Below are 22,049 nucleotides of genomic sequence, written 5' to 3'. Positions count from 1 at the left end.
CGTGCGACGCAGAGCGAGCCTCGTCCTGCTTGCCTTCGCGGTGTTCTGCGCAGCCCTCGCACCGCTGCTGCGCTGGTACGCGTACCCCCGCCTGGCCAAGATCCCGGCGGGCCAGTACCAGGCGATGGTCCTGGAGGCCAAGGACGCCACCCTCCTCGACTACGCCGGCGGGATGCAGCCGAAGAAGGTCGGCAAGGTGACCATCGTCCAGACCCTCAAGGGCAACGTCGAGGCGTCCCGGGAGATCGAGGCCGACGCGGGCAAGGACGTCGTCGTCTGGGACACCCTCAGCTACATCATCGGCCCCGACGGCGCGATGGTCTCCCGGATCCCCGAGCGCTACATCTTCGACGCCCACACCCAGGACCCGGTTCACGCCACCGGCGAGATGGTCGACGGCGACCCCGTCACCCGCCAGGGCATCGAGTTCAAGTGGCCCTTCTTCACCGAGCCGCGCGACTACCTCTACTTCGACGCGCAGACCAGGACCGCCTCGCCCATCCACTACGTCGGACCGCGCACCTACCGCGGCATGGACGTCTACTACTTCGAGCAGACCGTCCCCTGGACCAAGGTCCCCATGCCGAAGAAGATGCCGATCGAGGGCATCGACCCCGCGACGATCGAGCAGACCACCGGAACCACCCTCTGGTACACCGTCACGGCCCGCTTCTGGGTCGATCCGGTGACCGGCGCGCCCGTCAACGCCGAGCAGGACATCCAGCAGGAGATGCGCGGCGGTATCGCGGCCAGCGCCCCCGACGGGCGGCTCACCGCCTTCGCCGGGCACGTCACGATGCGCGAGGACTACGCGAAGTACACCCGTGACCTCGTGGCCGCCAACCGTACGAAGATCCTCGCGCTGCACACCTACGCCCCGGCCGGCCTCGCCCTCGGCGCCCTCGCGCTCCTGGCGGCCGCCCTCTGGCTGGAGGCCCGGGGTCGCCGGGCCCCGGGCGTCCCGGTCACCGACCCCTGAGGCGGGCGTTGGTGTGGCGGGTGGGCTCGGCCGTGGCCGGGTCCTCGGGCCAGGGGTGCCTGGGGTAGCGTCCGCGCAGCCCGGCCCGGACGGCTCGGTAGCCGCCCCGCCAGAAGGAGGCCAGGTCGGCCGTGACGGCGGCGGGCCGGCCGGCGGGCGAGAGCAGGTGCACGAGTACGGGGACCCCCGCCACCGTCGGTGTCCGGGCCAGCCCGAACAGCTCCTGGAGCTTCACCGCCAGCACCGGCTGCTCGCCGGAGTAGTCCACCCGGATCCGGGAGCCGCTGGGCACCTCGATCCGCTCCGGGGCCAGCTCGTCCAGCCGGGCCGCCTCGCCCGTGGCCCAGGGCAGCAGCCGGTTCAGGGCCTGGCCGGCGTCGATCCGGCCCAGGTCGGCGCGGCGCCGGGCGCGCGACAGCTCGGGCTCCAGCCAGTCGCCGGCCCGCTCCAGCAGCGCCGCGTCGTCGGCCACCTCCGGCCAGGCGCCGCCGAGCGTACGGTGCAGGAAGCCGAGGCGGGCGCGCAGCGCCACCGCGTCGGGGGACCAGCGCAGCAGGCCGAGGCCCTCGTCGCGCAGCCCGTCCAGCAGGGCGGCCCGCACGAGCGCCGGGTCCGGGTCCCGCAGCGGCCGGGCCACCAGCTCCACCGCCCCGAGCCGTTCGACGGACCGGGCGACCACGTCACCGCCCTCCCAGCGGACCTCCTCGCCGGAGGCGAGCAGATGCGCGGCGGCGGCCCGGGCGGTGTCCTCGTCGAGGACGGCGGCCAGCCGCACCCGGGCGGACGCGGAGTGCGGGGCCCGGTCGGCGACGGCCACGGCCAGCCAGTCCGCGTCGCGCAGGCCCGAGCCGTCCCCCAGCTCGGCTCCGGTGCCGGAGGCCATGAGGTAGCTCCCCCGTGCCTTGGCCCGGGCCACCCGCTCGGGGAACGCCAGGGCCGCGATGAGCCCGGCGGCGTGGTCGTCGGTACCGGCTGCGTGCCCGCCGCCGGGAGGCAGGTCCCCTACCCGCCCTTCGCCCGTTCCCCGGGGCTCCGCCCCGGACCCCGTTCCGGGCGCCGCGCGCCCGGTGCGCTCGAACGCCGCGCGGGCTGGACTTTCGCGCAGCGGCACTCCGGCCTCGCCGGCGTTCGAGGCGCCGGGGCCCGGGGCGCAGGTCCCGGTTCCGGGAAGGGGCGGGGTGGGGGAGGAGCCCCGCGCAGCGGTACCCGCGGGCCCGACGACGTCCAGCGCCCGCCGCAGGCGGCCGGTCTCCGCACGCCACCGGGCCGCGTACGCGTCGCCGCCCCGCCGCGCCGCCCGCCACGCGGCGGCCAGGTCGTCCCCGTACTCCCGCGGCGGCTCCTCGCTCAGCAGCGCCACCACCTCCGCCGCCCGCCGCGCGCCCAGCGCCCCCGCCCCGTCCAGCAGCGCCCGCGCCAGCCGGGGGTGCAGGCCCAACCGGGACATCCGCAGCCCCCGCTCCGTAGGCCGCCCGGCCGCGTCCACCGCGCCCACGGCCGTCAGCACCTCCCGGGCGGCGGCCATCGCCCCGGCCGGCGGCGGATCCAGCAGGGCGATCCCCGACGCGTCCGGGTCGCCCCAGCAGGCGGCCTGGAGCGCGAACTGCGCCAGGTCCGCGATCCGGATCTCGGGGGAGGGGAAGGCGGGCAGCCGCCCGTCCTCCGCCTCGGCCCAGCACCGGTACACCGTGCCCGGCGCCTCGCGCCCGGCCCGGCCCGCCCGCTGGCGGCCCGCCGCACGGGAGGCCCGTACGGTCGCCAGCGCGCCCAGCCCCCGCGCGTGGTCCACCCGCGGCTCACGGGCCAGCCCGGAGTCCACCACCACCCGTACGCCCGGCACGGTCAGGCTCGACTCCGCGACGGCGGTGGAGAGGATGACCCGGCGGTGCGCCGAGGGGGCCAGCGCCGCGTCCTGCACCGCAGCCGGGGCCCGCCCGTGGACCTGGAGCACCTCCGCGCCCACCCCGCCCAGCTGCCCGGCCACCCGGGCGATCTCGCCCACGCCGGGCAGGAAGCACAGCACATCGCCGGAACGTTCCGCCAGCGCCCGCCGCACCACCGACGCCACATGCGCCAGCTGTGCCGGATCCACCCGCATCCCGTGGGGCGGCCGCACCGGCCGGGCCGGCGGCGCCCACACCGTCTCCACCGGGTACGAGATCCCCGCGGCCTCCACCACGGGCGCGTCCCCCAGCAGCCGCGCCCAGCCCGCCGCGTCGGTCGTCGCCGAGGCCGCGACCAGGCGGAGCTCCGGACGCAGCGTCTCGCGCACGTCCAGCAGGAAGGCGGCGACGGTATCGGCGTCCAGATGCCGCTCGTGGCACTCGTCGAGGACCACCACGTCCGTCCCGGGCAGCTCCTGGTCCCGCTGGAGCCGCTGGAGCAGCACCCCGGTGGTGACCACCTCCACGGCGGTGGACGGGCCGACGAGGCGCTCCCCGCGCACCGTGAAGCCCACCGACTCCCCGACCGCCTCGCCCAGCAGCCACGCCATCCGCCGGGCCGCCGCCCGGGCGGCGATCCGCCGGGGCTCGGCGACCACCACCCGGCGCCGCGGGCCCCCGCCGGCCAGCCCGGCCAGCACCAGCGGGACCAGCGTGGTCTTGCCGGTGCCCGGCGGGGCGCACAGCACGGCCGTGCCGTGGCCGTCCAGGGCGGAGAGGAGCGCGGGCACGGCCTCCCGTACGGGGAGGGCGTCGAGGGCGGCGGCGCGGATCACGTCAGCTCAGTCCCGCTCGCACACGAAGACCGCCGTGCCCGGGATCAGGTTCCCGCGCAGCGGGGACCAGCCGCCCCACTCCTGGGCGTTCCACTCCGGCCACTCCGGCTCCACCAGGTCCAGCAGCCGGAAGCCGCCCGCGACCACGTCCCGGACCCGGTCGCCGAGGGTGCGGTGGTGTTCGACGTAGACGGCGCGGCCCTGCTCGTCCTGCTCGACGTAGGGGGTCCGGTCGAAGTAGGAGGCGGCCACCGACAGGCCCTCGGGGCCGGGGTCGTCGGGGAAGGCCCAGCGGATGGGGTGGGTGACGGAGAAGACCCAGCGGCCGCCGGGGCGCAGGACGCGGTGCACCTCGCGCATCACGTTGACCGGGTCGGCGACGAAGGGCACGGCACCATAAGCGGAGCAGGCGAGGTCGAAGGAGGCGTCGTGGAAGGGCAGCCGGCCGGCGTCGGCCTCGACGAGGGGCACCTCGCCGCCGATGCGCAGGGCGTGCTGGAGCTGGCGGTGCGAGAGGTCCAGGGCCACGGGGCGGGCGCCCTGCGCGGCGAGCCAGCGGGAGCACTGGGCGGCGCCGGCGCCGATCTCCAGGACGCACTTGCCCTTCAGGGAGGCGGCCGGGCCCAGCAGCCCGGCCTGCTCCTCGTCCAGGCCCTCCGGACCCCACACGAAGCGGTCGTCGCCCAGGAACGCGCCGTGCTCGCTCTGGTACTCGTCGGCGTTGCGGTCCCACCAGCCGCGGCTCGCGCGGCTGCTCTCCGCCTCCCCGGCCTCGCGCCGGGTGGCCTCGGCGTCGTCGTACGCGTCCTCGTCCTGCCGCGCGTCCTGGGGGGCGTAGTCCTCTTGGTTCATGGGGCCCGTCGTCGTAGTCTGCGGATGGCTGGTATGGCTGGTATGGCACCCGGACGGCTGAAAATCCGTGCGGATCGCTCATCAGGGCGTTTCCGCCCACGAATTGTGCCGGTTATGAGGCGATCCGCCCGTGGTGTGCGCCTTCGCGCATTGACCCTGTCCGGCTGCCCCCGTATGCTACAAGTTGCGCTGCGAGCCTGTGCTCCTCAGACGTAGCAGGCTGCGCTTGCATCTGTTGAATGTCCCCTCGGTTTTCGAGGCCCCTACCCCTTGCGGGGGATGGGCTTCCTTGGCTGTCCGGCTTCATCGGCAGATGCCGATAAGGGCTCCCGGCGTAGCAGTACCTACGACTTTCTGTCCGTAACCGGAGCCCTTTCCCACATGACGAGCAGCACCGAGACCACCGCCACCACCACTCCGCAGGTAGCGGTCAACGACATCGGTAACGCGGAAGCCTTCCTGGCCGCGATCGACGAGACGATCAAGTACTTCAACGACGGCGACATCGTCGACGGCGTCATCGTGAAGGTCGACCGGGACGAGGTCCTGCTCGACATCGGTTACAAGACGGAAGGCGTGATCCCGAGCCGCGAGCTCTCGATCAAGCACGACGTCGACCCGAACGAGGTCGTCAAGGTCGGTGACGAGATCGAGGCCCTGGTTCTCCAGAAGGAGGACAAGGAAGGCCGCCTGATCCTGTCCAAGAAGCGCGCTCAGTACGAGCGTGCCTGGGGCACGATCGAGAAGATCAAGGAAGAAGACGGCATCGTCACCGGTACCGTCATCGAGGTCGTCAAGGGTGGTCTCATCCTCGACATCGGCCTCCGCGGCTTCCTCCCGGCCTCGCTGGTCGAGATGCGTCGCGTCCGCGACCTCCAGCCCTACGTGGGCAAGGAGCTCGAGGCGAAGATCATCGAGCTGGACAAGAACCGCAACAACGTGGTCCTGTCCCGCCGCGCCTGGCTCGAGCAGACCCAGTCCGAGGTCCGCCAGACGTTCCTCACCACCCTGCAGAAGGGTCAGGTCCGCTCCGGCGTCGTCTCCTCGATCGTCAACTTCGGTGCGTTCGTGGACCTGGGTGGCGTCGACGGCCTCGTGCACGTCTCCGAGCTGTCCTGGAAGCACATCGACCACCCGTCCGAGGTCGTCGAGGTCGGCCAGGAGGTCACCGTCGAGGTTCTCGACGTGGACATGGACCGCGAGCGCGTCTCCCTGTCGCTGAAGGCGACGCAGGAGGACCCGTGGCAGCAGTTCGCCCGGACCCACCAGATCGGTCAGGTCGTCCCGGGTAAGGTCACCAAGCTGGTTCCGTTCGGTGCGTTCGTCCGCGTGGACGAGGGCATCGAGGGTCTGGTCCACATCTCCGAGCTGGCCGAGCGCCACGTGGAGATCCCGGAGCAGGTCGTCCAGGTCAACGACGAGATCTTCGTCAAGGTCATCGACATCGACCTGGAGCGTCGCCGGATCTCGCTGTCCCTCAAGCAGGCCAACGAGTCCTTCGGTGCCGACCCGGCCTCGGTCGAGTTCGACCCGACCCTGTACGGCATGGCCGCGTCCTACGACGACCAGGGCAACTACATCTACCCCGAGGGCTTCGACCCCGAGACCAACGACTGGCTCGAGGGCTACGAGACCCAGCGCGAGACGTGGGAGCGCCAGTACGCCGAGGCGCAGGTCCGCTTCGAGCAGCACCAGGCGCAGGTCATCAAGAGCCGCGAGGCCGACGAGGCCGCCGCTGCCGCGGGCGAGGCCGCCCCGGCCGCCGGTGGCAACGCCGGTGCGGGCATCTCGGGTGGTTCCTACTCCTCCGAGGGTGCGGACGAGACCTCCGGCGCCCTCGCGTCGGACGAGGCCCTGGCCGCGCTCCGCGAGAAGCTGGCCGGCGGCCAGAGCTGATCGCACCCCGGCACATGCTCCACGCCGCGGCGTGAGCTGAGCTGAACGGCGAGGCCCGTCCCCTTCGGGGGGCGGGCCTCGTCGCGTTGCCGGGACGTCTGCGCAGGACGTGGGCCCGTACGGAGTCACGCGCTCCGGTGTTTCGTTCGGGTGAACAGGGCCAACTGGGGAATGGGCGGGCGCCCTTGGACGTTCAGTGAAATGAACACGGTGAGAGGGAGGAGTGGTGACGGTGCGTGATCCACAGGGTCTGTACGAATGGGACGCCAAGGGTCTGGCGGTGGCCGACCTGGCGCTCGCCCAGGACTCGGCCGGACTGGTCATGCTCTACCACTTCGAGGGGTACATCGACGCGGGTGAGACCGGGGAGCAGATCGTCGAGCGGCTGCTCGACACCCTGCCCCATCAGGTGGTGGCCCGCTTCGACGCGGACCGGCTGGTGGACTACCGGGCCCGCCGCCCGCTGCTGACCTTCCAGCGCGACCGCTGGACGGAGTTCGAGGAGCCCCGGCTGGAGGTCCGCCTGGTCCAGGACGCCACCGGCGCGCCCTTCCTGCTGCTCTCCGGCCCCGAGCCGGATGTGGAATGGGAGCGCTTCGCCGTCGCCGTCCGCCAGATCGTCGAGCGGCTCGGCGTCCGGCTCTCCGTCAACTTCCACGGCATCCCCATGGGCGTCCCGCACACCCGGCCCGTCGGCATCACCCCGCACGGCAACCGCACCGACCTCATGCCCGGTCACCGCAGCCCCTTCGACGAGGCGCAGGTCCCCGGCAGCGCGGAGTCGCTGATCGAGTTCCGCCTCGGCCAGGCCGGGCACGACGTGCTCGGCGTCGCGGCGCATGTCCCGCACTACGTCGCCCGCTCCCCGTATCCGGACGCCGCGCTGACCGCACTGGAGGCGATCACCGCCGCGACCGGGCTGGTCCTGCCGGCCGTCGCCCACGCCCTGCGCACCGAGGCGCACCGCACGCAGACGGAGATCGACCGGCAGATCCGCGAGGGGGACGAGGAGCTCGTCAGCCTGGTCCAGGGGCTGGAGCACCAGTACGACGCCGCCGCCGGGGCCGAGACCCGGGGCAACATGATCGCCGAGCCGGCCGAGATCCCGACGGCCGATGAGCTCGGCCGCGAGTTCGAGCGGTTCCTGGCCGAGCGCGAGGGCGAGGCGTAACGGGTCCCGCTTCCCGGTTTCCGGGGCGGCGCGGCCCGGCCGGGGACGGCCGGGGGAGGGGCGTTAGGGTGCTGGACATGCTGAAGGTGGGCCTGACAGGCGGAATCGGTGCCGGCAAGAGCGAGGTCTCGCGGCTGCTGGCGGGGTACGGGGCGGTCGTCGTGGACGCCGACCGGATCGCCCGGGAGGTCGTGGAGCCCGGCACGCCCGGCCTCGCGGCCGTGGTGGAGGCGTTCGGGAAGTCCGTCCTGACCGACGGCGGAGCGCTGGACCGGCCGAAGCTGGGCGCGGTCGTCTTCGCCGACCCCGACAAGCTCCGCACCCTGAACGCGATCGTGCACCCGCTGGTCGGGGCCCGCTCCGCCGAGCTGGAAGCGGCCGCCGGACCCGACGCGATCGTGGTGCACGACGTACCGCTGCTCACCGAGAACGGGCTCGCGCCGCTGTACGACCTGGTCGTCGTCGTGGACGCCGCGCCCGGGACGCAGCTGTCCCGGCTCACCGCGCTGCGCGGGATGACCGAGGAGGAGGCCAGGGCGCGGATGGCCGCGCAGGCCACCCGGGAGCAGCGGCTGGCGGTGGCCACGCTGGTGATCGACAACGACGGCCCCCTGGAGGCGCTGGAGCCCCAGGTGCGCGCGGTGTGGCGGGAACTGACCGCCCGGGCCGCTGCGATGGGCGCGGGGGAGCGGGAGACGCGCGGCGCGGCCCCCGCAGAGTAGCGGATCGCAGTCGTCGGGTCACGGAGGAACAAGCCTGCCGCCGACGCGCGTTGAGGGCGTGCGCAGAGGGAAGGAGACTTACTGTGCCCGACACCACGCCCACGCCGCCGTCCCCGCGGCGGCCCTCCGGCCCGCCCAGCCCCGAGACGCACGTCATCGACTACCGGGCCGCCGAGCAGCTCCTCGCCGCCCGGGACCCGCGCGGTGCGGTCCGGCTGCTGGACTCCGTCATAGCCGCCCACCCCGAGAACACCGCGGCGCGGCTGCTGCGCGCCCGGGCCTTCTTCGCCGCGGCCCAGCTGCGTCCCGCGCAGCTGGAGTTCGAGCTGGTCCTGGAGCGGGAGCCGGACAACGCCTTCGCCCACTTCGCGCTGGCCCGCACCCACCAGCGCGCCGGCCGTCCGGAGCAGGCCCGCCGCCACTTCCGCCTCGCCGCCGCCCTCGACCCCCAGCCGGAGTACCTGGCGGCGGCCCGCTTCGAGGGCTGACGCCGCCGTAGCGCGGCCTGGCGGCTGCGGGCGTCGGCGGTGGCGTGGGGCCGTGGGCGGCCGATGGTGCCGACGGTGGTCCGGCGGCCGCGGGTGTCAGCGGTGGCGTGGGGGTTCGTACGGGGGGATGTCCGGGCCCGGCTGGTAGTGCGGGCCCTGGTGGATGTGGTGTACGACGACCGCCATGTCCACGGCGGCCAGCAGCGCCACCGCCGCGCAGGCCGCGGCCCAGCCCGGCCGCTCGGCCAGGGAGAACGCCGCCGCCCCGCCGGCCGCCCAGATCAGGCCCCACAGGCTGAGCCAGAACCGCAGCCGCAGCGGGCTGCGGGCGTTCACGGGCTCGTTTCCGGTACGCATGGTCATCGCCTCGTCCTGACGCCCTGCCTCCCCTCCCCTGGTCGTACCCGCTCCGGGACGGGGTACGCGCAGGTCAGCTGCGTTGTCAGTGGCCGCACCTAGACTCGGCAGCAGGGCCACCGCCATGACCGGGCGGTGCCGCGACAACAGGGAGGGGGAGCCGTCACGTGACCGCACAGCCGTCGCCGCCGCAGCCGTTGCTGCGCCGGGCCGCCGTCTTCCTCCCCGCGGCCGTCCCGCGCGAGGGGCGGGTGGCCTTCTGGTGCCCCGAGGGGGAGCCGCTGCCCGAGGGCGCCGGGACCCCGCAGCCGCTCCAGGTGGTGCGGCCGCACGGCTCCGGCGTCCGTACCCGTACCGTGCCCGCCGTGACCCTGTCCGTGGCCGAGGCCCTGCCGCTGCTGGCCCGCGCCGCCCACAGCCCGGCGGCCCATCCCGCCACGCGGGCGTGGGGTACGGCGGCGGTGCAGGCGCTGGTCCTCGTCGCGCGGGGCCGTCTGCTGCCCGGGCTCACCCCCGAGGGGGCCGACGCCTGGCGCGCGGGGCCGCTCGACGCCGATGACGTGGGGTACCTGCGCGCGGTGGCCGCCGCCCTCCCGTACGAGGGGTACGCCACCCCGCTCGCCGGGCGCCGCCCGCTGGCGCTGCCCGAGCCGCAGGCCCTGGTCCGGGCCTTCCTCGACGCCGTCGCCGACACTCTGCCCCGCACTCCGGCCGCTCCGTTCGCCGCCGGGCTGCCGTTCGCCGCGGCGGAGCCGCAGCCCGTGCCCGGGATACAGGAGTGGGCCGCGCAGGTCGCGGCCGGCGCCGACGCCGGGGTGGGGATCTCCCTGCGGCTCGACCTGTCCGCCTTCCGCCTGTTCGACGAGGCCGAGCCGGAGGACGTCCGCCGCGCCGGTGCCGCCGTGGTCCAGGTGCACAGCCTCGCCGACCCGACGCTGGTGACGGACGCCGGGCCGCTGTGGGCCGGTACCGCCGCCGCCGGATTCGGGCCGCGCGCCCGGGTCGATGCCGTGCTCGCCCTGCGCCGGGCCGGCCGGGTCTGGCCGCCGCTGCTGCGCCTGCTCGACCAGCCCGTGCCCGACGCCCTCGCCCTCTCCGACGCCGAGCTCGAAGACCTGCTGGGCGCCGCCGCGACCCGGCTGGAGCGGGCCGGAGTCGTGGTGCGCTGGCCGCGCGAGCTCGCCCGTACCCTCACCGCGACCGCCGTCGTCCGCCAGGCGGCCCCCGGCTCCGCCACCGACGGCACCGCCTTCTTCGACGCCGCCGGGCTGTTCGCGTTCTCCTGGGAGCTCGCCCTGGGCGGCGACCGGCTCACCCCCTCGGAGATGGACGCCCTCGCGCAGGCGCACCGGCCGGTGGTACGGCTGCGCGACCAGTGGGTGCGGGTCGATCCCGAGCTCGTACGCAAGGCGCGCAAAAGGGAGTTGGGGCTGCTGGACCCGGTCGACGCGCTGGCCGCCGTCCTCACCGGGAGCGCCGAGGTCGACGGAGAGCCCGTGGAGGCCGTGCCCGTGGGGGCGCTCGCGGCGCTGCGGGACCGGCTGACGGGCGAGCCGGCGCCCGTGGCGGCCCCGGCGGGACTGAAGGCCACGCTGCGCGACTACCAGCTGCGCGGCCTGGCCTGGCTGGACCTGATGACCTCGCTCGGGCTGGGCGGCTGCCTGGCCGACGACATGGGTCTGGGCAAGACGGTCACGCTGATCGCGCTGCACCTGCACCGGGCCCGTCCGGAGCCCACCCTGGTGGTGTGCCCGGCCTCGCTGCTGGGCAACTGGCAGCGGGAGATCGAGCGGTTCGCGCCGGGCACACCCGTACGCCGCTTCCACGGCGGGGACCGCAGCCTGGATTCCCTCCAGGGCGGCTTCGTCCTCACCACCTACGGGACGATGCGGGCCTCGGCCGGGCGGCTGGCCGCCCAGAGCTGGGGGCTGGTCGTCGCCGATGAGGCCCAGCACGTCAAGAACCCCCATTCCGCGACGGCCAAGGCCCTGCGCACCCTCCCCGCCCCGGCGCGGGTGGCGCTGACGGGCACCCCGGTGGAGAACAACCTCTCCGAGCTGTGGGCCCTCCTCGACTGGACCACGCCCGGGCTGCTGGGCCCGCTCACCACCTTCCGGGCCCGCCACGCCCGCCCGGTGGAGCACCAGCAGGAGGAGGACGGGGGCAACGAGGCGGCCGTCGCCCGGCTGGCGGCGCTGGTCCGGCCGTTCCTGCTGCGCCGCAAGAAGTCCGACCCCGGTATCGCGCCCGAGCTGCCGCCGAAGACCGAGACCGACCACCCGGTGTCCCTGACTTGGGAGCAGGCGTCCCTCTACCAGGCGGCGGTGGAGGAGGCGATGGCGGTGATCGAGGGCAGCGAGGGCATCGAACGGCGCGGCATGATCATGAAGCTGCTGGGCTCGCTCAAGCAGATCTGCAACCACCCCGCCCAGTACCTGCGCGAGGCCGATCCGCGCATCCCGCACCGCTCGGGCAAACTCGCCCTGCTGGACGAGCTGCTGGACACCATCCTGGCCGAGGGCGGCTCGGTCCTGGTCTTCACCCAGTACGTCACCATGGCCCGCATCCTCGAACGCCACCTCGCCACCCGCGGCATCCCCAGCCAGCTCCTTCACGGCGGCACCCCCGTACCCCGCCGGGAGGAACTGGTCGACCGCTTCCAGTCCGGAGAGGTCCCCGTCTTCCTGCTCTCCCTCAAAGCCGCCGGAACGGGCCTGAACCTCACCCGCGCCGGCCACGTCATCCACTACGACCGCTGGTGGAACCCCGCCGTCGAGGAACAGGCCACCGACCGCGCCTACCGCATCGGGCAGACCCAGCCCGTCCAGGTCCACCGCATCATCGCCGAGGGCACCGTCGAGGACCGCATCGCCGAACTCCTCGAAACCAAACGGGCCCTGGCCGACGCCGTCCTCGGCTCCGGCGAAGCCGCCCTGACCGAACTCGGCGACCGCGAGCTGGCCGACCTCGTCTCCCTGCGCAGGCCCGCATGATCACCGCGCGGGACGACCGCCGCCGCACCTTCGACGCCGTCCCCGCCGGAGCGCAGGCCGCCACCTGGTGGGGCCGGGCCTGGGTACGCGCCCTGGAGGAGCGCGCACCGGATCCGGCCCGCCTGGCGCGCGGCCGTGCGTACGCCTGCGAAGGCCATGTCGAGACGGTCACCGTCACCCCGGGCCGGATCGTGGCCTACGTGCGCGGCAGCCGGGCCCGCCCCTACCGGACCGAGCTGTCCCTGGGCTCCTTCACCGACGCCGACTGGGCCGAGGTGCTGGAGGCGGTGGCCGCGGACCCCGCCGCTCTGGCGGCCCTGCTGGAGCGGGAGGTTCCGCAGTCCCTCGCCGAGCGGATCCTGCCCGGGCCGGGCGAGCTCTCGGCGCGCTGCTCCTGCCCGGACCCGGCCCGGCCTCCCTGCAAGCACACCGCCGCCCTCTGCTACAGCGCCGCGCACCTCCTCGACGCGGACCCGTTCGTCCTGCTGCTCCTGCGCGGCCGGGGCGAGCGGGAGCTCCTGGACGAGCTGGCCCGCCGCAGCGCCGCCCACGCCGCGCGCGAACAGCCCGACGCGGCGCGGGACTTCCCCGGGGTACCGGCCCGCGCCGAAGTGGCCCGCACCGGCCGGCTGCCGCTGCCCGCCCCGCTCTCCGCCCCCGCCGTGGCCGGCCCGCCGCCCGCCTACCCCTCGGACCCGGCGGCCCCCGACCCGCTGGCGCTGGAGCAGCTCGCCACCGACGCGGCCGCCCGCGCCCTGGCCCTGCTCACCACGGGCGAGGACCCGATCGGCGGGCTGAGCCTGTGGCAGGACGCCGTCCGGCTGGCCTCCGCGCATCCCACGGCCGGTCTCACCGGCGCCGCCCGCGCCCTCTACCGCGACCTGGCCCGGGCCACCGGGCGGACCACCACCGACCTGGCCCGGGCCGCGGCGGCCTGGCGGCAGGGCGGCCTGCCCGCGCTCACCGCCCTCGACGAGCCGTGGGACCCGCCGGCCGGCCCCTTCGACCGGGCCCGCCCCCTACTGCTCGCCGCCGGACTGGGCTCCTTCCGCCCCGACCGCAACCGCCTCACCGCCCACACCCGCCAGCTCCGGCTGGGCCGCGAGGGCCTCTGGTACGCCTACGAGGCCCGGCCGGGGACGGAAGACTGGTGGCCCGCGGGCCGGCCCTCCCCGGACCCGGTCAGCGCCCTGCGGCGCTGAACCGGCGGGCGGTTCCCGGATCCTTAAGTAGGCATAACCCAGTACACGATGGAGTGAAATGCCTACCGGCTCTATAACCCGAACGGGTCCACCCGCGTTGTCTCCGGTACGGGCTCCACGCCCCTGAAACCCTCCGGAAGGCAGGAAAGCTGATGCGTCACAGTCGTCGGAACGGTCTGATCGCGGCGGTGGTCGCGGGCGGCGGACTCGCGGTGGCAGGGGTCGGCGGCTTCGCCCACGCCGACGCGGAGGCGGGCGGCTCCGCCCAGGGCTCGCCGGGGCTGCTCTCGGGGAACCTGGCGCAGCTGCCGGTGCATGTGCCGGTGAACGTGTGCGGGAACACCGTGAACGTGGTAGGTGTCCTCAACCCCGCGGCGGGCAACCGCTGTACCAACGCCGGCTCCGACAGCGGGCATCCGGACCCCAGGCCCTCCCATCCGGCGAAACCCGGGTCCTCCGGGAACGGGGGAGGGGCCGTGGCGGAAGGCCGGGCGAAGGGTTCCCCGGGGGTGCTGTCCGGCAACGGCATCCAGCTCCCCGTCGACCTGCCGCTCAATGTCAGCGGGAACTCCGTGAACGTCGTCGGCGTCGGCAACGGCTCCCACGGGAACACCTCCGTCAACGGCGAGACCCCCACCGGCGCAAAGCCGCCCCAGCCGGTCACCGGACGGCCCGTCACCCCGCCGCCCGCGACCCCGGCCCCCTCCGTGCCCTCCGTGCCCTCCGGTGACGCCCAGGCCCTCGCCCACACCGGCTCCGACGGGCTCGGCTACCTGCTGCCGGGCAGCGGCGCCCTACTGCTCGGCGGGGTGCTCCTCTACCGCCGCTTCCGCGTCAGCTGACGGGGGCGGTACGCCAGCCGTCGAGGATCGCGTCGATCCGCGCCGCCAGCCGGGCGCGGGCCTCGAACCGGTGCACCCCGGCCATCAGCAGCGCGTCGTACTCGGTGTCGGTGTGGCGTACGGCGGCCCGTACGGCCATCGACACCGCCTGCTCGTCCAGGGCCCGGCCGGCCGCCGTGCGGCCGACCCGGCCGCTGCCGCGCACCGAGGCGTGAGCGGCGATGGCCCGCGCCCGCTCCGGCGGGCAGCCGGGGAACAGCCGCAGGATCTCGGCGGCGAAGGCCGCCGTGAACCGGACGTCCTCGGCGGCGCGGCGCAGCCGGTCGCGCTCGCGGCGCCGGGCCCGGGCGTCGGCGTCCGCGAGGCAGGCGCGTTCGGCACGGGCCAGGGCGGCGTCCTCGACCAGCAGCCCCTGACGCTCGTAGCGGCGCCGCCCCCGGTGCCGGCGCACCACGACGGCCGACAGCGAACTGGCCTCCCGCGCCCGGCGGGTGAGGGCCGCGTCGCCGCGCGGCAGGTACACCAGGTGCCCGAGGTCGGCGCAGTCCAGGCAGCGCGGCACCCCGGACTCGCGGACGACGTGCCGCAGGGGTCCCCGCCGGCACCCGGCGCAGTGGACCGGCCTCAGGCACTCGAAGACGACGAGACTCATGCTGTGGTGATACCGCTGCCGGAGTCCCCTATCACCTTGCAGGGGGAGGTTGTTGGTTATTCAGAAAATCTGTCCGGACCTCGTCGCCTCCGCCTAGCGTGAGCCGGTGAGGGCCGCAGGCGCGCCCGTGGAGGAGAGCACATGGGCGGACGGCAGGCGACGAGGGAACAGCACCGGAGAACGACGGTCCCCGCGGATCTCACGGGCCGGGAGGTCGTCATACCCCCCGGAGGCTGTACGGGCTGGCACTACCACCTCGTACCGCTGATGGCGGTGGTCGGGTCGGGCACGCTCACCCGGATCCTGGCCGACGGCAGCGTCGAGGTCCACACCCCGGGAGCGACCTTCGTCGAACCCGAAGGCGACGACCACGTCCACCTCGGCCGCAACCTCGGCGCCGACCCCGTCGTCCTGCGCGTCACCTGCGAGCTGGCCGACGACGACCCCTGGGCCGTCCCCGCCCCGGTACCGCCCGGCGCCGCCCCCTGCGGCTGCCCGGAACACACCGCGGCTCAGACCAGCCGGCGTATCTCGCCGCGCACCCGGTAGAAGCCGCCGCTCGCCGGATGCAGCCCGTCCACCACGTACCGGGCCCCGGCCTCCCGTATCCCGCGCGGGAACTGCACGTTCCATCCGGGCTGGAAGCCGTCCGACACCACCTGGACCCTCATGCGGCCGCCGACCTGCACGCACTCGACCACCACACCGCCCGACGGGACCGAAGCCACCGACACCGTGGCCACCGCCGCCGCCGAGGCCGCCGGGGTGAAGACCGGCAGCGCCGCCGCGGACTTCACATCCATGGCCGTCGGCACACGGCCCTGCTGGGCCGCCGCGATCGCCGCCTCGCTCGCGTCCACGCACACCAGCGAGCCGTCCGTCGTGACCAGATACAGCCGCTCGTCCAGGTACTGCATGGACAGCGCCGACCCGCCGCCGGTCCCCAGCTTCCACAGCCGGCGCCCGTCGGCGTCGAAGCAGTACACCGAGGACGAGGAGTCACCGGCGAAGACATGCCGTCCGTCCGGCGACGTCGCGCAGGAGTACACCGCCGCGTCGCACGTGTACCTCGCCTCCACCGCGCCCGTCGCCTTCGACAGCCGCAGCACGGTGTTGCGCGCCGTGCCCGCGTACACCGCGTACCGCTCCTGCCAGCCGAACAGCACTCCGCCGGGCGTCGTGGTGTGCCACAACTGGCCCGTGCCGTCGGCCGCGTAGGCCGTCACCCCCGCGCTGTGGCCGTGGTAGACCGCCCGCTCGTCGGCCCGGACCATCCAGGCGCCGCCGCCGGAGGAGCGGCGCGACCACTGGTGCTCGTCCTCGTGGTCGATGACGGTCAGGCCGCCGTTCGCGTCGGAGACGTGGAGCACGCCCTCATGGATGTCGAGCCAGTAGATGTCCACATCGGCGCCTATCCCGTACGCCCCGAACGGCACCTTGGAGGACAGGTCGTACACCGTGCCGTCGTCGCAGCCGGCGTATATCCAGAACTCGTCCGCGACCAGGCACTTCACCCCGTCCGGCAGCGAGTAGCGGGCCAGCACCTCGCCCCCGTGGCTCACGGTGTACACGTCGCCCGCCTGGTTGCCGACCCAGCAGCGGTCCTCGTCCACATGGATGCCGAAGGCCGCGGAACCGGTGCGGAAGCGCCACAGCACGGGCGCCACCGCACGCGCCGTCGACGGGGCGGAGGTCACCTGGCGGCGCGTCACCGACCGCGCGGCCCGGGCCCCCTGGACCGCCGGGGCGTACCCCTTGCGGACCTTCTCGCCGATCTTCTTGGCCGCGGCCGCCCGGGCCTTCTCCACCGTCGGGAACGACGAGCTCTGCAGCTGTCCGGCCGCGCCGATACGGCCGTACCGCACGGAGACGACGAGGCCGTCGACGCTCACCTCGTAGAACTTGTGCGCCGCGCCGTCCTCCTGCGACAGCTCCAGGTACGTCGTCTCCCGAGCCATGACAGACCCCTCCCCAAGAGTCGGGCCGCCGGCTCCTGTTCACCGGTGATCCCTCGTGAAAAACGCTACGGGCGACCACTGACAATGGGCGGGTGAAGCTGGAAGCGATCACCTGGCAGCGGATGGCCGAGCGGCTCGCCGGCCACCTCGACGCGCCGCCCGCGCAGGGCGGCCCGTGGCAGCGCGTGGGCATCGACGGGGCGCCCGCGGCCGGCACCGGTGTCCTGGCGGAGGAACTGGCCGGGGCGCTGCGGCTGCGCGGGCGGTCGGTGCTGGTGGTGGCGGCCGGGGGGTTCCTGCGGCCGGCGTCGCTGCGGTTCGAGTACGGCCGCCAGGACGTGGACGCCTACCTCGGCGGCTGGTACGACACGGGCGCGCTGTGGCGCGAGGTCTTCGGGCCGACCGACCCCGGCGGCAGCGGACGGGTCCTGCCGGACCTGTGGGACCCGCTGACCGACCGGGCCACCCGCAGCCCCTACGCCGAACTCCCGCCGGGCGGCGTCCTGATCGTGCACGGCCCGCTGCTGCTGGGGCACTGGTTCCCCTTCGACCTCAGCGTCCACATCAGCCTCTCACCAGCGGCCCTGGCCCGCCGCACACCCCCAGCCGACCACTGGACCCTCCCGGCCTTCGCCCGCTACGCCCGCGAGACGGCCCCGGAGTCGACGGCGGACGCCCTGGTCCGCGCGGACGACCCCCGGCACCCGGCATGGACCGGCATCCGCCAGGAGGACTAGGGGCGGCCGCCCAGGCGGGTTATGGCGAGGGCGGCCGTGTGGCAGCCCGCCCGGGCCGCGGCCGCCGGGGTGGCGCCGGTGAGGCGGGCCGCCAGGAAGGCGCCGGTGAAGGCGTCGCCCGCGCCCGTGGTGTCCAGGGCGTCCGCCGGTTCCGCCTCGACCTCGGCCGTGATCCGGCCGGCCTCGGCGACGAGTGCCCCGCCCGTGCCCCGCGTCACCACCACCAGGGGGATGCGCCGGCTGAGCGCCTGCGCGGCCCGGGCGGTGTCCGTGACGCCGGCCAGCAGGCGGGCCTCGTCCTCGTTCGGCAGCAGGACTGAGGCCCCCGCCACCGCCGTGAGGAAGGTCTCGGGGCCCAGCCCGGCCAGGAACCCCGCCGACGCCGGGTCCACGCTGACCGGGACCCCGCGCGTCTGCGCGGCCCGCAGCGCGACCAGGGCCAGCTCCCTGCTGGGTTCGGCGAAGAACAGGTAGCCGGACAGGTGGAGGTGGGCCGCCCCGTCCAGCAGCGCGGGCGCCCAGTCGGCCGGGCACAGCCGCAGCGAGGCCCCGCTGTCGGTCAGGAACGTCCGCTCCGCGTCCGCGCCGACCAGCGCCACCACCGTCCCGGTCGGCTCGGCCGGGTCCACCACCAGCCGGGGCCGTACCCCCGCGTCGACCAGCGCCCGCTCGTGCCAGCGCGCCGACTCGCGGCCGACCCGCGCGAGGAGCCGTACCTCGGCGGTGCCCGTACGGGCCGCCCAGCAGGCCGCGTTGGCGCCGGCGCCGCCGGGCAGGGTGCGGATCCGGGCGGGGGTGTCGGTGGCCGGGGTGAGGGGCTCCTGGTGCACCGCCACCACATCCGTGACCACGTCCCCGACGACCACCAGCGCCCCCGGCACCGCCTGCGGTGCCCCCGTCGCCCCCGCCCCCGGAGACTGCCGTGCGCCCGCCCCCGGTCCCGTCATGCCAGGGCCGCCCACGCCCCGGCGATCTGGGCCCCGAGCCGCACGTTGCCCCGTACCGCGGCCAGGTTCGCCTCCAGCGAGGCCCCGCCCGTGGCCCGTACCAGGAACCCCAGCAGGAACGGGGTCACCCCCTGCCCCGTGATCCCGCGCTCCTCGCACTCGGCCAGCGCCTGCGCCAGGACGCGGTCGTGCAGCCCGGGGTCCAGCTGCTCGGAGCGGGGGACGGGGTTGGCCACCACCAGGGCCGACTCCGGGCCCGCCACCGCGTCCTGGGCGGCCATCATCTCCGCCACCGCCTCCGGCCGCTCCACCGTCCAGTCGACCGTCTCGCCGGAGTCGGCCAGGTAGAACCCGGGGAAGGCGCGCGTGCGGTAGCCGACGACCGCCACGCCGAGGGTCTCCAGCCGCTGGAGCGTGGCGGGGACGTCCAGGAGGGACTTCACCCCCGCGCACACCACCGTGATCCGGGTACGGGCCAGCAGGGACAGGTCCGCCGACTCGTCCTGGGTCTGCGCGAACCCGCGGTGCACCCCGCCCAGCCCGCCCGTGGCGAAGACCCGCAGCCCGGCCCGCGCCGCCAGGCAGGCCGTCGCCGAGACCGTCGTGGCACCGGTGGCACCGGTGGCGAGGGCCGGGGCCAGGTCGCGGTGGCCGAGCTTGCGTACCCCCTCGCCCGCCGCGATCCGCTCCAGGCGGGCCTTGTCCAGGCCCGCGTACGCCACTCCGTCGACCACCGCGACCGTCGCCGGGACGGCGCCCTCCGCCCGTACGAGGTCCTCCAGTTCGAGGGCCACCGACAGGTTGCGGGGGCGGGGCAGGCCGTGCGCGATGATCGTCGACTCCAGGGCGACGACGGGCCTGCGCGCGGCCAGCGCCTCGCGCACCTCTTCCGACAGGACCGGGACCTCGGCTGTTCTGTGCTGTGGCATGTCCCCATCCATGGCACGGGGCGCGCACCCGCAAACGCGCCCCCGCCGACTCCGGCGCGAAGCCGCCCTCCGGGCTCGACGGAGTGACGTGTGCGCCGCGTCCGCGCTGGACGCTCTGATCACCCCGTGGCCGGTGCGCTCGCCCTACGCTGGCGCACCATGAGCACCAGTGACCACAGCGCCCCCGCCTCCTTCGCCGTCTCCGTCGCGGACCTGCCCGACAGCGAGCTGGAGGCCGAGGACCTCGACCCCGGCCAGATCGTCTCGGGCACCCCGGTGGTGACGGGCAAGGTGCTCTGGGAGTCCGGGGACGGCTCCCAGATCCGGGGCATCTGGCAGATCACCCCCGGGGTGGTCACCGACACCGAGGCCGACGAACTGTTCGTGGTCGTCAGCGGCCGCGCCACCGTGGAGGTGGAGGGCGGCGCGACGCTGGAGCTGGGCCCCGGCAGCGCCTGCGTGCTGCGCAAGGGCGACCGGACCACCTGGACCGTCCACGAGACGCTGCGCAAGGCGTACCACATCAACCTCTGAGGCCGTCCAGGCCGTCCAGGCCGTCCAGACCGTTCTGGCCGCCCGCGCGCTACGGCGTGGCGGCCGCCGGGTGCCGTCGCGCGGTGAACAGGGCCAGGGCCGCCATCGGCAGCAGCAGCGCGGCGCCGATGGCGTTGAGCCAGCCGTAGCCGGCCTGCGACATCACCAGGCCGGCGGCCGCGCCGCCCACGCCGGCCGCCGCGTTCATCGTCAGATCGCTCAGGCCCTGGACGGCGGCCCGCGCCGGCTGCGGCACCGAGTCGGTCAGCAGCGCCGAGCCGGAGACCATGCCGGCGGACCAGCCCAGGCCGAGCAGGAACAGCCCGGCCGCGCTCTGCGCGTGGTTCCCGCCGGCCGTACCGGCGAGCAGGGCGGCGAGCGAGAGCAGGCCGGCCGCGAGCCCGATCACCGAGAACCGGCCGAGCCGGTCGGCGAGCCAGCCCATGACGGGCGAGAAGGCGAACATGCCCGCGATGTGCCCGCTGATCACCAGCCCGACCAGCTTGAGCCCGGCCCCGTGGTGGCCGAGGTCCACCGGGGTCATCACCATGATCGAGACCATGGTGGTGTGCGACACCGCGACGGTCAGCAGCGCCAGCCGGGCCCGCGGCGAGGCCCTGACGGCGGCCACCCCGGCGCGCAGCGAGCGGCCCTGGCGGGTCTCCTCCCCGGGCGCGGCCAGCGCCCGGGCGGTCAGGAGCGGGTCCGGCCGCAGCAGGACGCCGAGCAGGGTGGCGGTGAGGACGAAGACGGCGGCGGCCCAGACGAAGGGCCCCGCCGTCTGGGGTATGGAGGTGCCGGCGAAGCTGTCGCTGGCCGGGGCGGAGAGGTTGGGGCCGAGCACCGCTCCGAGGGTGGAGGCCCAGACGACCACCGAGATGGCGCGGGCCCGCCGGTCGGGGGCGGCGAGGTCGGCGGCGGCGAAGCGGGCCTGGAGGTTGGCGGCGGAGGCCGCGCCGAAGGCGGCCATGCCGAGCATGAGCAGCGGGAAGCTCTTCACCGAGGCGGCCAGGACCACCAGGGCCGCCCCGAGCGTGCCGATCGCGTACCCCGCGAGCAGCCCTGCCCGTCGCCCGCGGGCGGTGGTCAGGGCGGCGAGCGGGAGGGAGACCAGCGCGGTGCCGATCACCGAGGCGGTGGAGGCGAACCCGGACAGGGCCTCGGTACCGCTGATCTCGGTGGCGAGGACGGGAGCCAGGGCGATGCTGATGGGCACGCCCAGACCGCCCGTCATCTGCGCGGCGATCAGCACCGTGGAGATCCGCCGCCGGATACGGGGCAGATCGGCCGCGGTGACGGCCGGGGCGCTGCCCCGGGCGGACGGCGCCGGCGGCGTCGCGGGCGAGGCGCTCACGCCGCACACCCCCGTCGCGGTCGCGCGGACGCGACGTCCGGGGCGGGACGGTGGGCGGAGGGGCCGCAGGCGGCAGCAGTGAGCACCGCCGCAGTCTCGCACCCCTTACCGTCTGGGGGAACGGGGCTGCGACGGCCATCTCCGGGAACGGCTAGAAGAGGGGTTGCGGGAGGACGCCCTCCAGGGCGAGCAGGGTGCGCTTGGTCTCCACCCCGCCCCCGAAGCCCCCGATGCCCCCGTCGTTCTCCACCACGCGGTGGCAGGCCACCACCAGCGGCAGCGGATTCGACCCCATGGCGTTGCCGACGGCCTGGGCCGCGCCCGGCTGCCCCACCCGGGCCGCCAGTTCCCCGTACCCGACGACCGACCCGTAGGGCACCGTACGGTCGAGCTCCCGCAGCACCTGGCGGTTGAAGCCGGAGCTGAGCCGCCAGTCCAGGGGCAGCTCGAAGCGGCGCAGCGAACCGGCGAAGTACGCCTTCAGCTGGCGTATCGGCTCGGCCAGCAGTACCTCCTGGCCCGGGTCCGGACGCCAGGCGTCGGCGCCGAGCCGCGAGACCAGCGCGGCGATCATCCGGCCGGCCCGCTCCGGCCCGGCATGGAACTCCACCCGGACCAGACCCTCGGGGGTCGCGGCCAGGAGCAGGGGACCGATCTCGCTGGGGAGGACGGTCCATTCGAGATGCGGCCCGCGGGGCCGCTCGGTGCTGTCCACGC

Annotated in this window: 20 protein-coding genes; 11 read left to right on the top strand and 9 right to left on the bottom strand. The window is 75.0% G+C overall.

Annotated features, from left to right (window positions below; genetic code table 11):
• Window position 1: 1 nt before the first annotated feature.
• The gene (locus ABZ716_RS08670; RefSeq protein WP_358957633.1) at window positions 2-979 is read left to right on the top strand and encodes a DUF3068 domain-containing protein; all 978 of its coding nucleotides are present in this window, start codon (window positions 2-4) and stop codon (window positions 977-979) included.
• On the opposite strand, the gene ABZ716_RS08665 is transcribed toward ABZ716_RS08670, so the two are convergent.
• Complete coding sequence (locus ABZ716_RS08665; protein WP_358957631.1) at window positions 966-3,698, bottom strand: ATP-dependent helicase C-terminal domain-containing protein; 2,733 nt, start codon at window positions 3,696-3,698, stop codon at window positions 966-968. The genes ABZ716_RS08670 and ABZ716_RS08665 overlap by 14 nt on opposite strands.
• Window positions 3,699-3,704: 6 nt before the next feature.
• Window positions 3,705-4,550: a class I SAM-dependent methyltransferase gene (locus tag ABZ716_RS08660; RefSeq protein ID WP_358957628.1), complete on the bottom strand. Its 846-nt coding sequence runs from the start codon at window positions 4,548-4,550 to the stop codon at window positions 3,705-3,707.
• Between the two features lie 381 nt (window positions 4,551-4,931).
• Between ABZ716_RS08660 and rpsA the strand changes: the two genes are divergently transcribed.
• The 4 genes from rpsA to ABZ716_RS08640 all read left to right on the top strand — a co-directional run bounded on the left by rpsA (window position 4,932) and on the right by ABZ716_RS08640 (window position 8,827).
• The gene (gene rpsA / locus ABZ716_RS08655) at window positions 4,932-6,446 is read left to right on the top strand and encodes a 30S ribosomal protein S1 (protein ID WP_079425789.1); all 1,515 of its coding nucleotides are present in this window, start codon (window positions 4,932-4,934) and stop codon (window positions 6,444-6,446) included.
• A gap of 232 nt (window positions 6,447-6,678) precedes the next feature.
• On the top strand, window positions 6,679-7,617 hold the full coding sequence (locus ABZ716_RS08650) for a PAC2 family protein (protein ID WP_351883434.1): 939 nt from the start codon (window positions 6,679-6,681) through the stop codon (window positions 7,615-7,617).
• 77 nt (window positions 7,618-7,694) lie between these two features.
• On the top strand, window positions 7,695-8,339 hold the full coding sequence (gene coaE / locus ABZ716_RS08645; protein WP_358811874.1) for a dephospho-CoA kinase: 645 nt from the start codon (window positions 7,695-7,697) through the stop codon (window positions 8,337-8,339).
• 83 nt (window positions 8,340-8,422) lie between these two features.
• Entirely contained in the window at window positions 8,423-8,827 is a 405-nt protein-coding gene (locus tag ABZ716_RS08640; RefSeq protein WP_351883438.1) for a tetratricopeptide repeat protein, read from the top strand.
• Window positions 8,828-8,923: 96 nt separating this feature from the next.
• On the opposite strand, the gene ABZ716_RS08635 is transcribed toward ABZ716_RS08640, so the two are convergent.
• Window positions 8,924-9,184 carry a DUF6343 family protein gene (locus ABZ716_RS08635; protein ID WP_351883606.1) on the bottom strand — a complete coding sequence of 87 codons (261 nt, stop codon included), beginning with the start codon at window positions 9,182-9,184 and terminating at the stop codon, window positions 8,924-8,926.
• Between the two features lie 167 nt (window positions 9,185-9,351).
• On the opposite strand from ABZ716_RS08635, the gene ABZ716_RS08630 reads away from it, so the two are divergent.
• The 3 genes from ABZ716_RS08630 (at window position 9,352) to ABZ716_RS08620 (ending at window position 14,221) form a co-directional block, all read left to right on the top strand.
• Window positions 9,352-12,177 (top strand): DEAD/DEAH box helicase, encoded by a 2,826-nt coding sequence (locus ABZ716_RS08630; protein ID WP_358957626.1) that lies wholly within the window; start codon window positions 9,352-9,354, stop codon window positions 12,175-12,177.
• On the top strand, window positions 12,174-13,379 hold the full coding sequence (locus tag ABZ716_RS08625) for a hypothetical protein (RefSeq protein WP_358957623.1): 1,206 nt from the start codon (window positions 12,174-12,176) through the stop codon (window positions 13,377-13,379). The genes ABZ716_RS08630 and ABZ716_RS08625 overlap by 4 nt, the downstream gene beginning before the upstream one ends.
• 152 nt (window positions 13,380-13,531) lie before the next feature.
• Window positions 13,532-14,221, top strand: coding sequence for a chaplin (locus tag ABZ716_RS08620; RefSeq protein WP_358811871.1), 690 nt, complete (start codon window positions 13,532-13,534; stop codon window positions 14,219-14,221).
• On the opposite strand, the gene ABZ716_RS08615 is transcribed toward ABZ716_RS08620, so the two are convergent.
• Window positions 14,214-14,873 (bottom strand): DUF2293 domain-containing protein, encoded by a 660-nt coding sequence (locus tag ABZ716_RS08615; RefSeq protein WP_358957621.1) that lies wholly within the window; start codon window positions 14,871-14,873, stop codon window positions 14,214-14,216. The genes ABZ716_RS08620 and ABZ716_RS08615 overlap by 8 nt on opposite strands.
• A 141-nt stretch (window positions 14,874-15,014) precedes the next feature.
• Here ABZ716_RS08615 and ABZ716_RS08610 point away from each other — a divergent pair, with 141 nt between their 5' ends.
• Entirely contained in the window at window positions 15,015-15,422 is a 408-nt protein-coding gene (locus ABZ716_RS08610) for a cupin domain-containing protein (RefSeq protein ID WP_358811869.1), read from the top strand.
• Here the strand turns inward: ABZ716_RS08610 and ABZ716_RS08605 are convergent.
• The gene (locus ABZ716_RS08605) at window positions 15,386-16,831 is read right to left on the bottom strand and encodes a WGR domain-containing protein (RefSeq protein WP_358957619.1); all 1,446 of its coding nucleotides are present in this window, start codon (window positions 16,829-16,831) and stop codon (window positions 15,386-15,388) included. The genes ABZ716_RS08610 and ABZ716_RS08605 overlap by 37 nt on opposite strands.
• A 92-nt stretch (window positions 16,832-16,923) precedes the next feature.
• Between ABZ716_RS08605 and ABZ716_RS08600 the strand changes: the two genes are divergently transcribed.
• On the top strand, window positions 16,924-17,568 hold the full coding sequence (locus ABZ716_RS08600) for a uridine kinase (RefSeq protein WP_358957617.1): 645 nt from the start codon (window positions 16,924-16,926) through the stop codon (window positions 17,566-17,568).
• Here the strand turns inward: ABZ716_RS08600 and ABZ716_RS08595 are convergent.
• The gene (locus ABZ716_RS08595) at window positions 17,565-18,515 is read right to left on the bottom strand and encodes a PfkB family carbohydrate kinase (protein WP_358957615.1); all 951 of its coding nucleotides are present in this window, start codon (window positions 18,513-18,515) and stop codon (window positions 17,565-17,567) included. The genes ABZ716_RS08600 and ABZ716_RS08595 overlap by 4 nt on opposite strands.
• A complete protein-coding gene (locus ABZ716_RS08590) occupies window positions 18,512-19,444 on the bottom strand; it encodes a pseudouridine-5'-phosphate glycosidase (RefSeq protein WP_358957612.1) in 933 nt (310 codons plus the stop codon). The genes ABZ716_RS08595 and ABZ716_RS08590 overlap by 4 nt, the downstream gene beginning before the upstream one ends.
• Before the next feature lie 159 nt (window positions 19,445-19,603).
• Here ABZ716_RS08590 and ABZ716_RS08585 point away from each other — a divergent pair, with 159 nt between their 5' ends.
• Window positions 19,604-19,978 (top strand): cupin domain-containing protein, encoded by a 375-nt coding sequence (locus ABZ716_RS08585; RefSeq protein ID WP_351883458.1) that lies wholly within the window; start codon window positions 19,604-19,606, stop codon window positions 19,976-19,978.
• 49 nt (window positions 19,979-20,027) lie between these two features.
• Here ABZ716_RS08585 and ABZ716_RS08580 read toward each other — a convergent pair whose 3' ends face one another.
• Together ABZ716_RS08580 and ABZ716_RS08575 are read right to left on the bottom strand one after the other, a co-directional pair.
• Window positions 20,028-21,332, bottom strand: a complete 1,305-nt coding sequence (locus ABZ716_RS08580) for an MFS transporter (RefSeq protein WP_358957609.1) — start codon at window positions 21,330-21,332, stop codon at window positions 20,028-20,030.
• A gap of 151 nt (window positions 21,333-21,483) precedes the next feature.
• Complete coding sequence (locus tag ABZ716_RS08575; RefSeq protein WP_358811860.1) at window positions 21,484-22,047, bottom strand: methylated-DNA--[protein]-cysteine S-methyltransferase; 564 nt, start codon at window positions 22,045-22,047, stop codon at window positions 21,484-21,486.
• Window positions 22,048-22,049 lie beyond the last annotated feature (2 nt).

The sequence above is a fragment of the Streptomyces sp. NPDC006687 genome (assembly GCF_040636215.1).
Taxonomy (GTDB): domain Bacteria; phylum Actinomycetota; class Actinomycetes; order Streptomycetales; family Streptomycetaceae; genus Streptomyces.
Note: the sequence above shows the minus strand (reverse complement) of the source record. Positions and strands in the feature narration are given on the sequence as shown.

Coding starts and splice junctions, on each gene's coding strand:
- ABZ716_RS08620 (WP_358811871.1), top strand. CDS start 13,532: ATGCGTCACAGTCGTCGGAACGGTCTGATCGCGGCGGTGGTCGCGGGC.
- ABZ716_RS08585 (WP_351883458.1), top strand. CDS start 19,604: ATGAGCACCAGTGACCACAGCGCCCCCGCCTCCTTCGCCGTCTCCGTC.
- ABZ716_RS08610 (WP_358811869.1), top strand. CDS start 15,015: ATGGGCGGACGGCAGGCGACGAGGGAACAGCACCGGAGAACGACGGTC.
- ABZ716_RS08635 (WP_351883606.1), bottom strand. CDS start 9,184: ATGCGTACCGGAAACGAGCCCGTGAACGCCCGCAGCCCGCTGCGGCTG.
- ABZ716_RS08615 (WP_358957621.1), bottom strand. CDS start 14,873: ATGAGTCTCGTCGTCTTCGAGTGCCTGAGGCCGGTCCACTGCGCCGGG.
- ABZ716_RS08590 (WP_358957612.1), bottom strand. CDS start 19,444: ATGCCACAGCACAGAACAGCCGAGGTCCCGGTCCTGTCGGAAGAGGTG.
- ABZ716_RS08625 (WP_358957623.1), top strand. CDS start 12,174: ATGATCACCGCGCGGGACGACCGCCGCCGCACCTTCGACGCCGTCCCC.
- coaE (WP_358811874.1), top strand. CDS start 7,695: ATGCTGAAGGTGGGCCTGACAGGCGGAATCGGTGCCGGCAAGAGCGAG.
- ABZ716_RS08595 (WP_358957615.1), bottom strand. CDS start 18,515: ATGACGGGACCGGGGGCGGGCGCACGGCAGTCTCCGGGGGCGGGGGCG.
- ABZ716_RS08660 (WP_358957628.1), bottom strand. CDS start 4,550: ATGAACCAAGAGGACTACGCCCCCCAGGACGCGCGGCAGGACGAGGAC.
- rpsA (WP_079425789.1), top strand. CDS start 4,932: ATGACGAGCAGCACCGAGACCACCGCCACCACCACTCCGCAGGTAGCG.
- ABZ716_RS08605 (WP_358957619.1), bottom strand. CDS start 16,831: ATGGCTCGGGAGACGACGTACCTGGAGCTGTCGCAGGAGGACGGCGCG.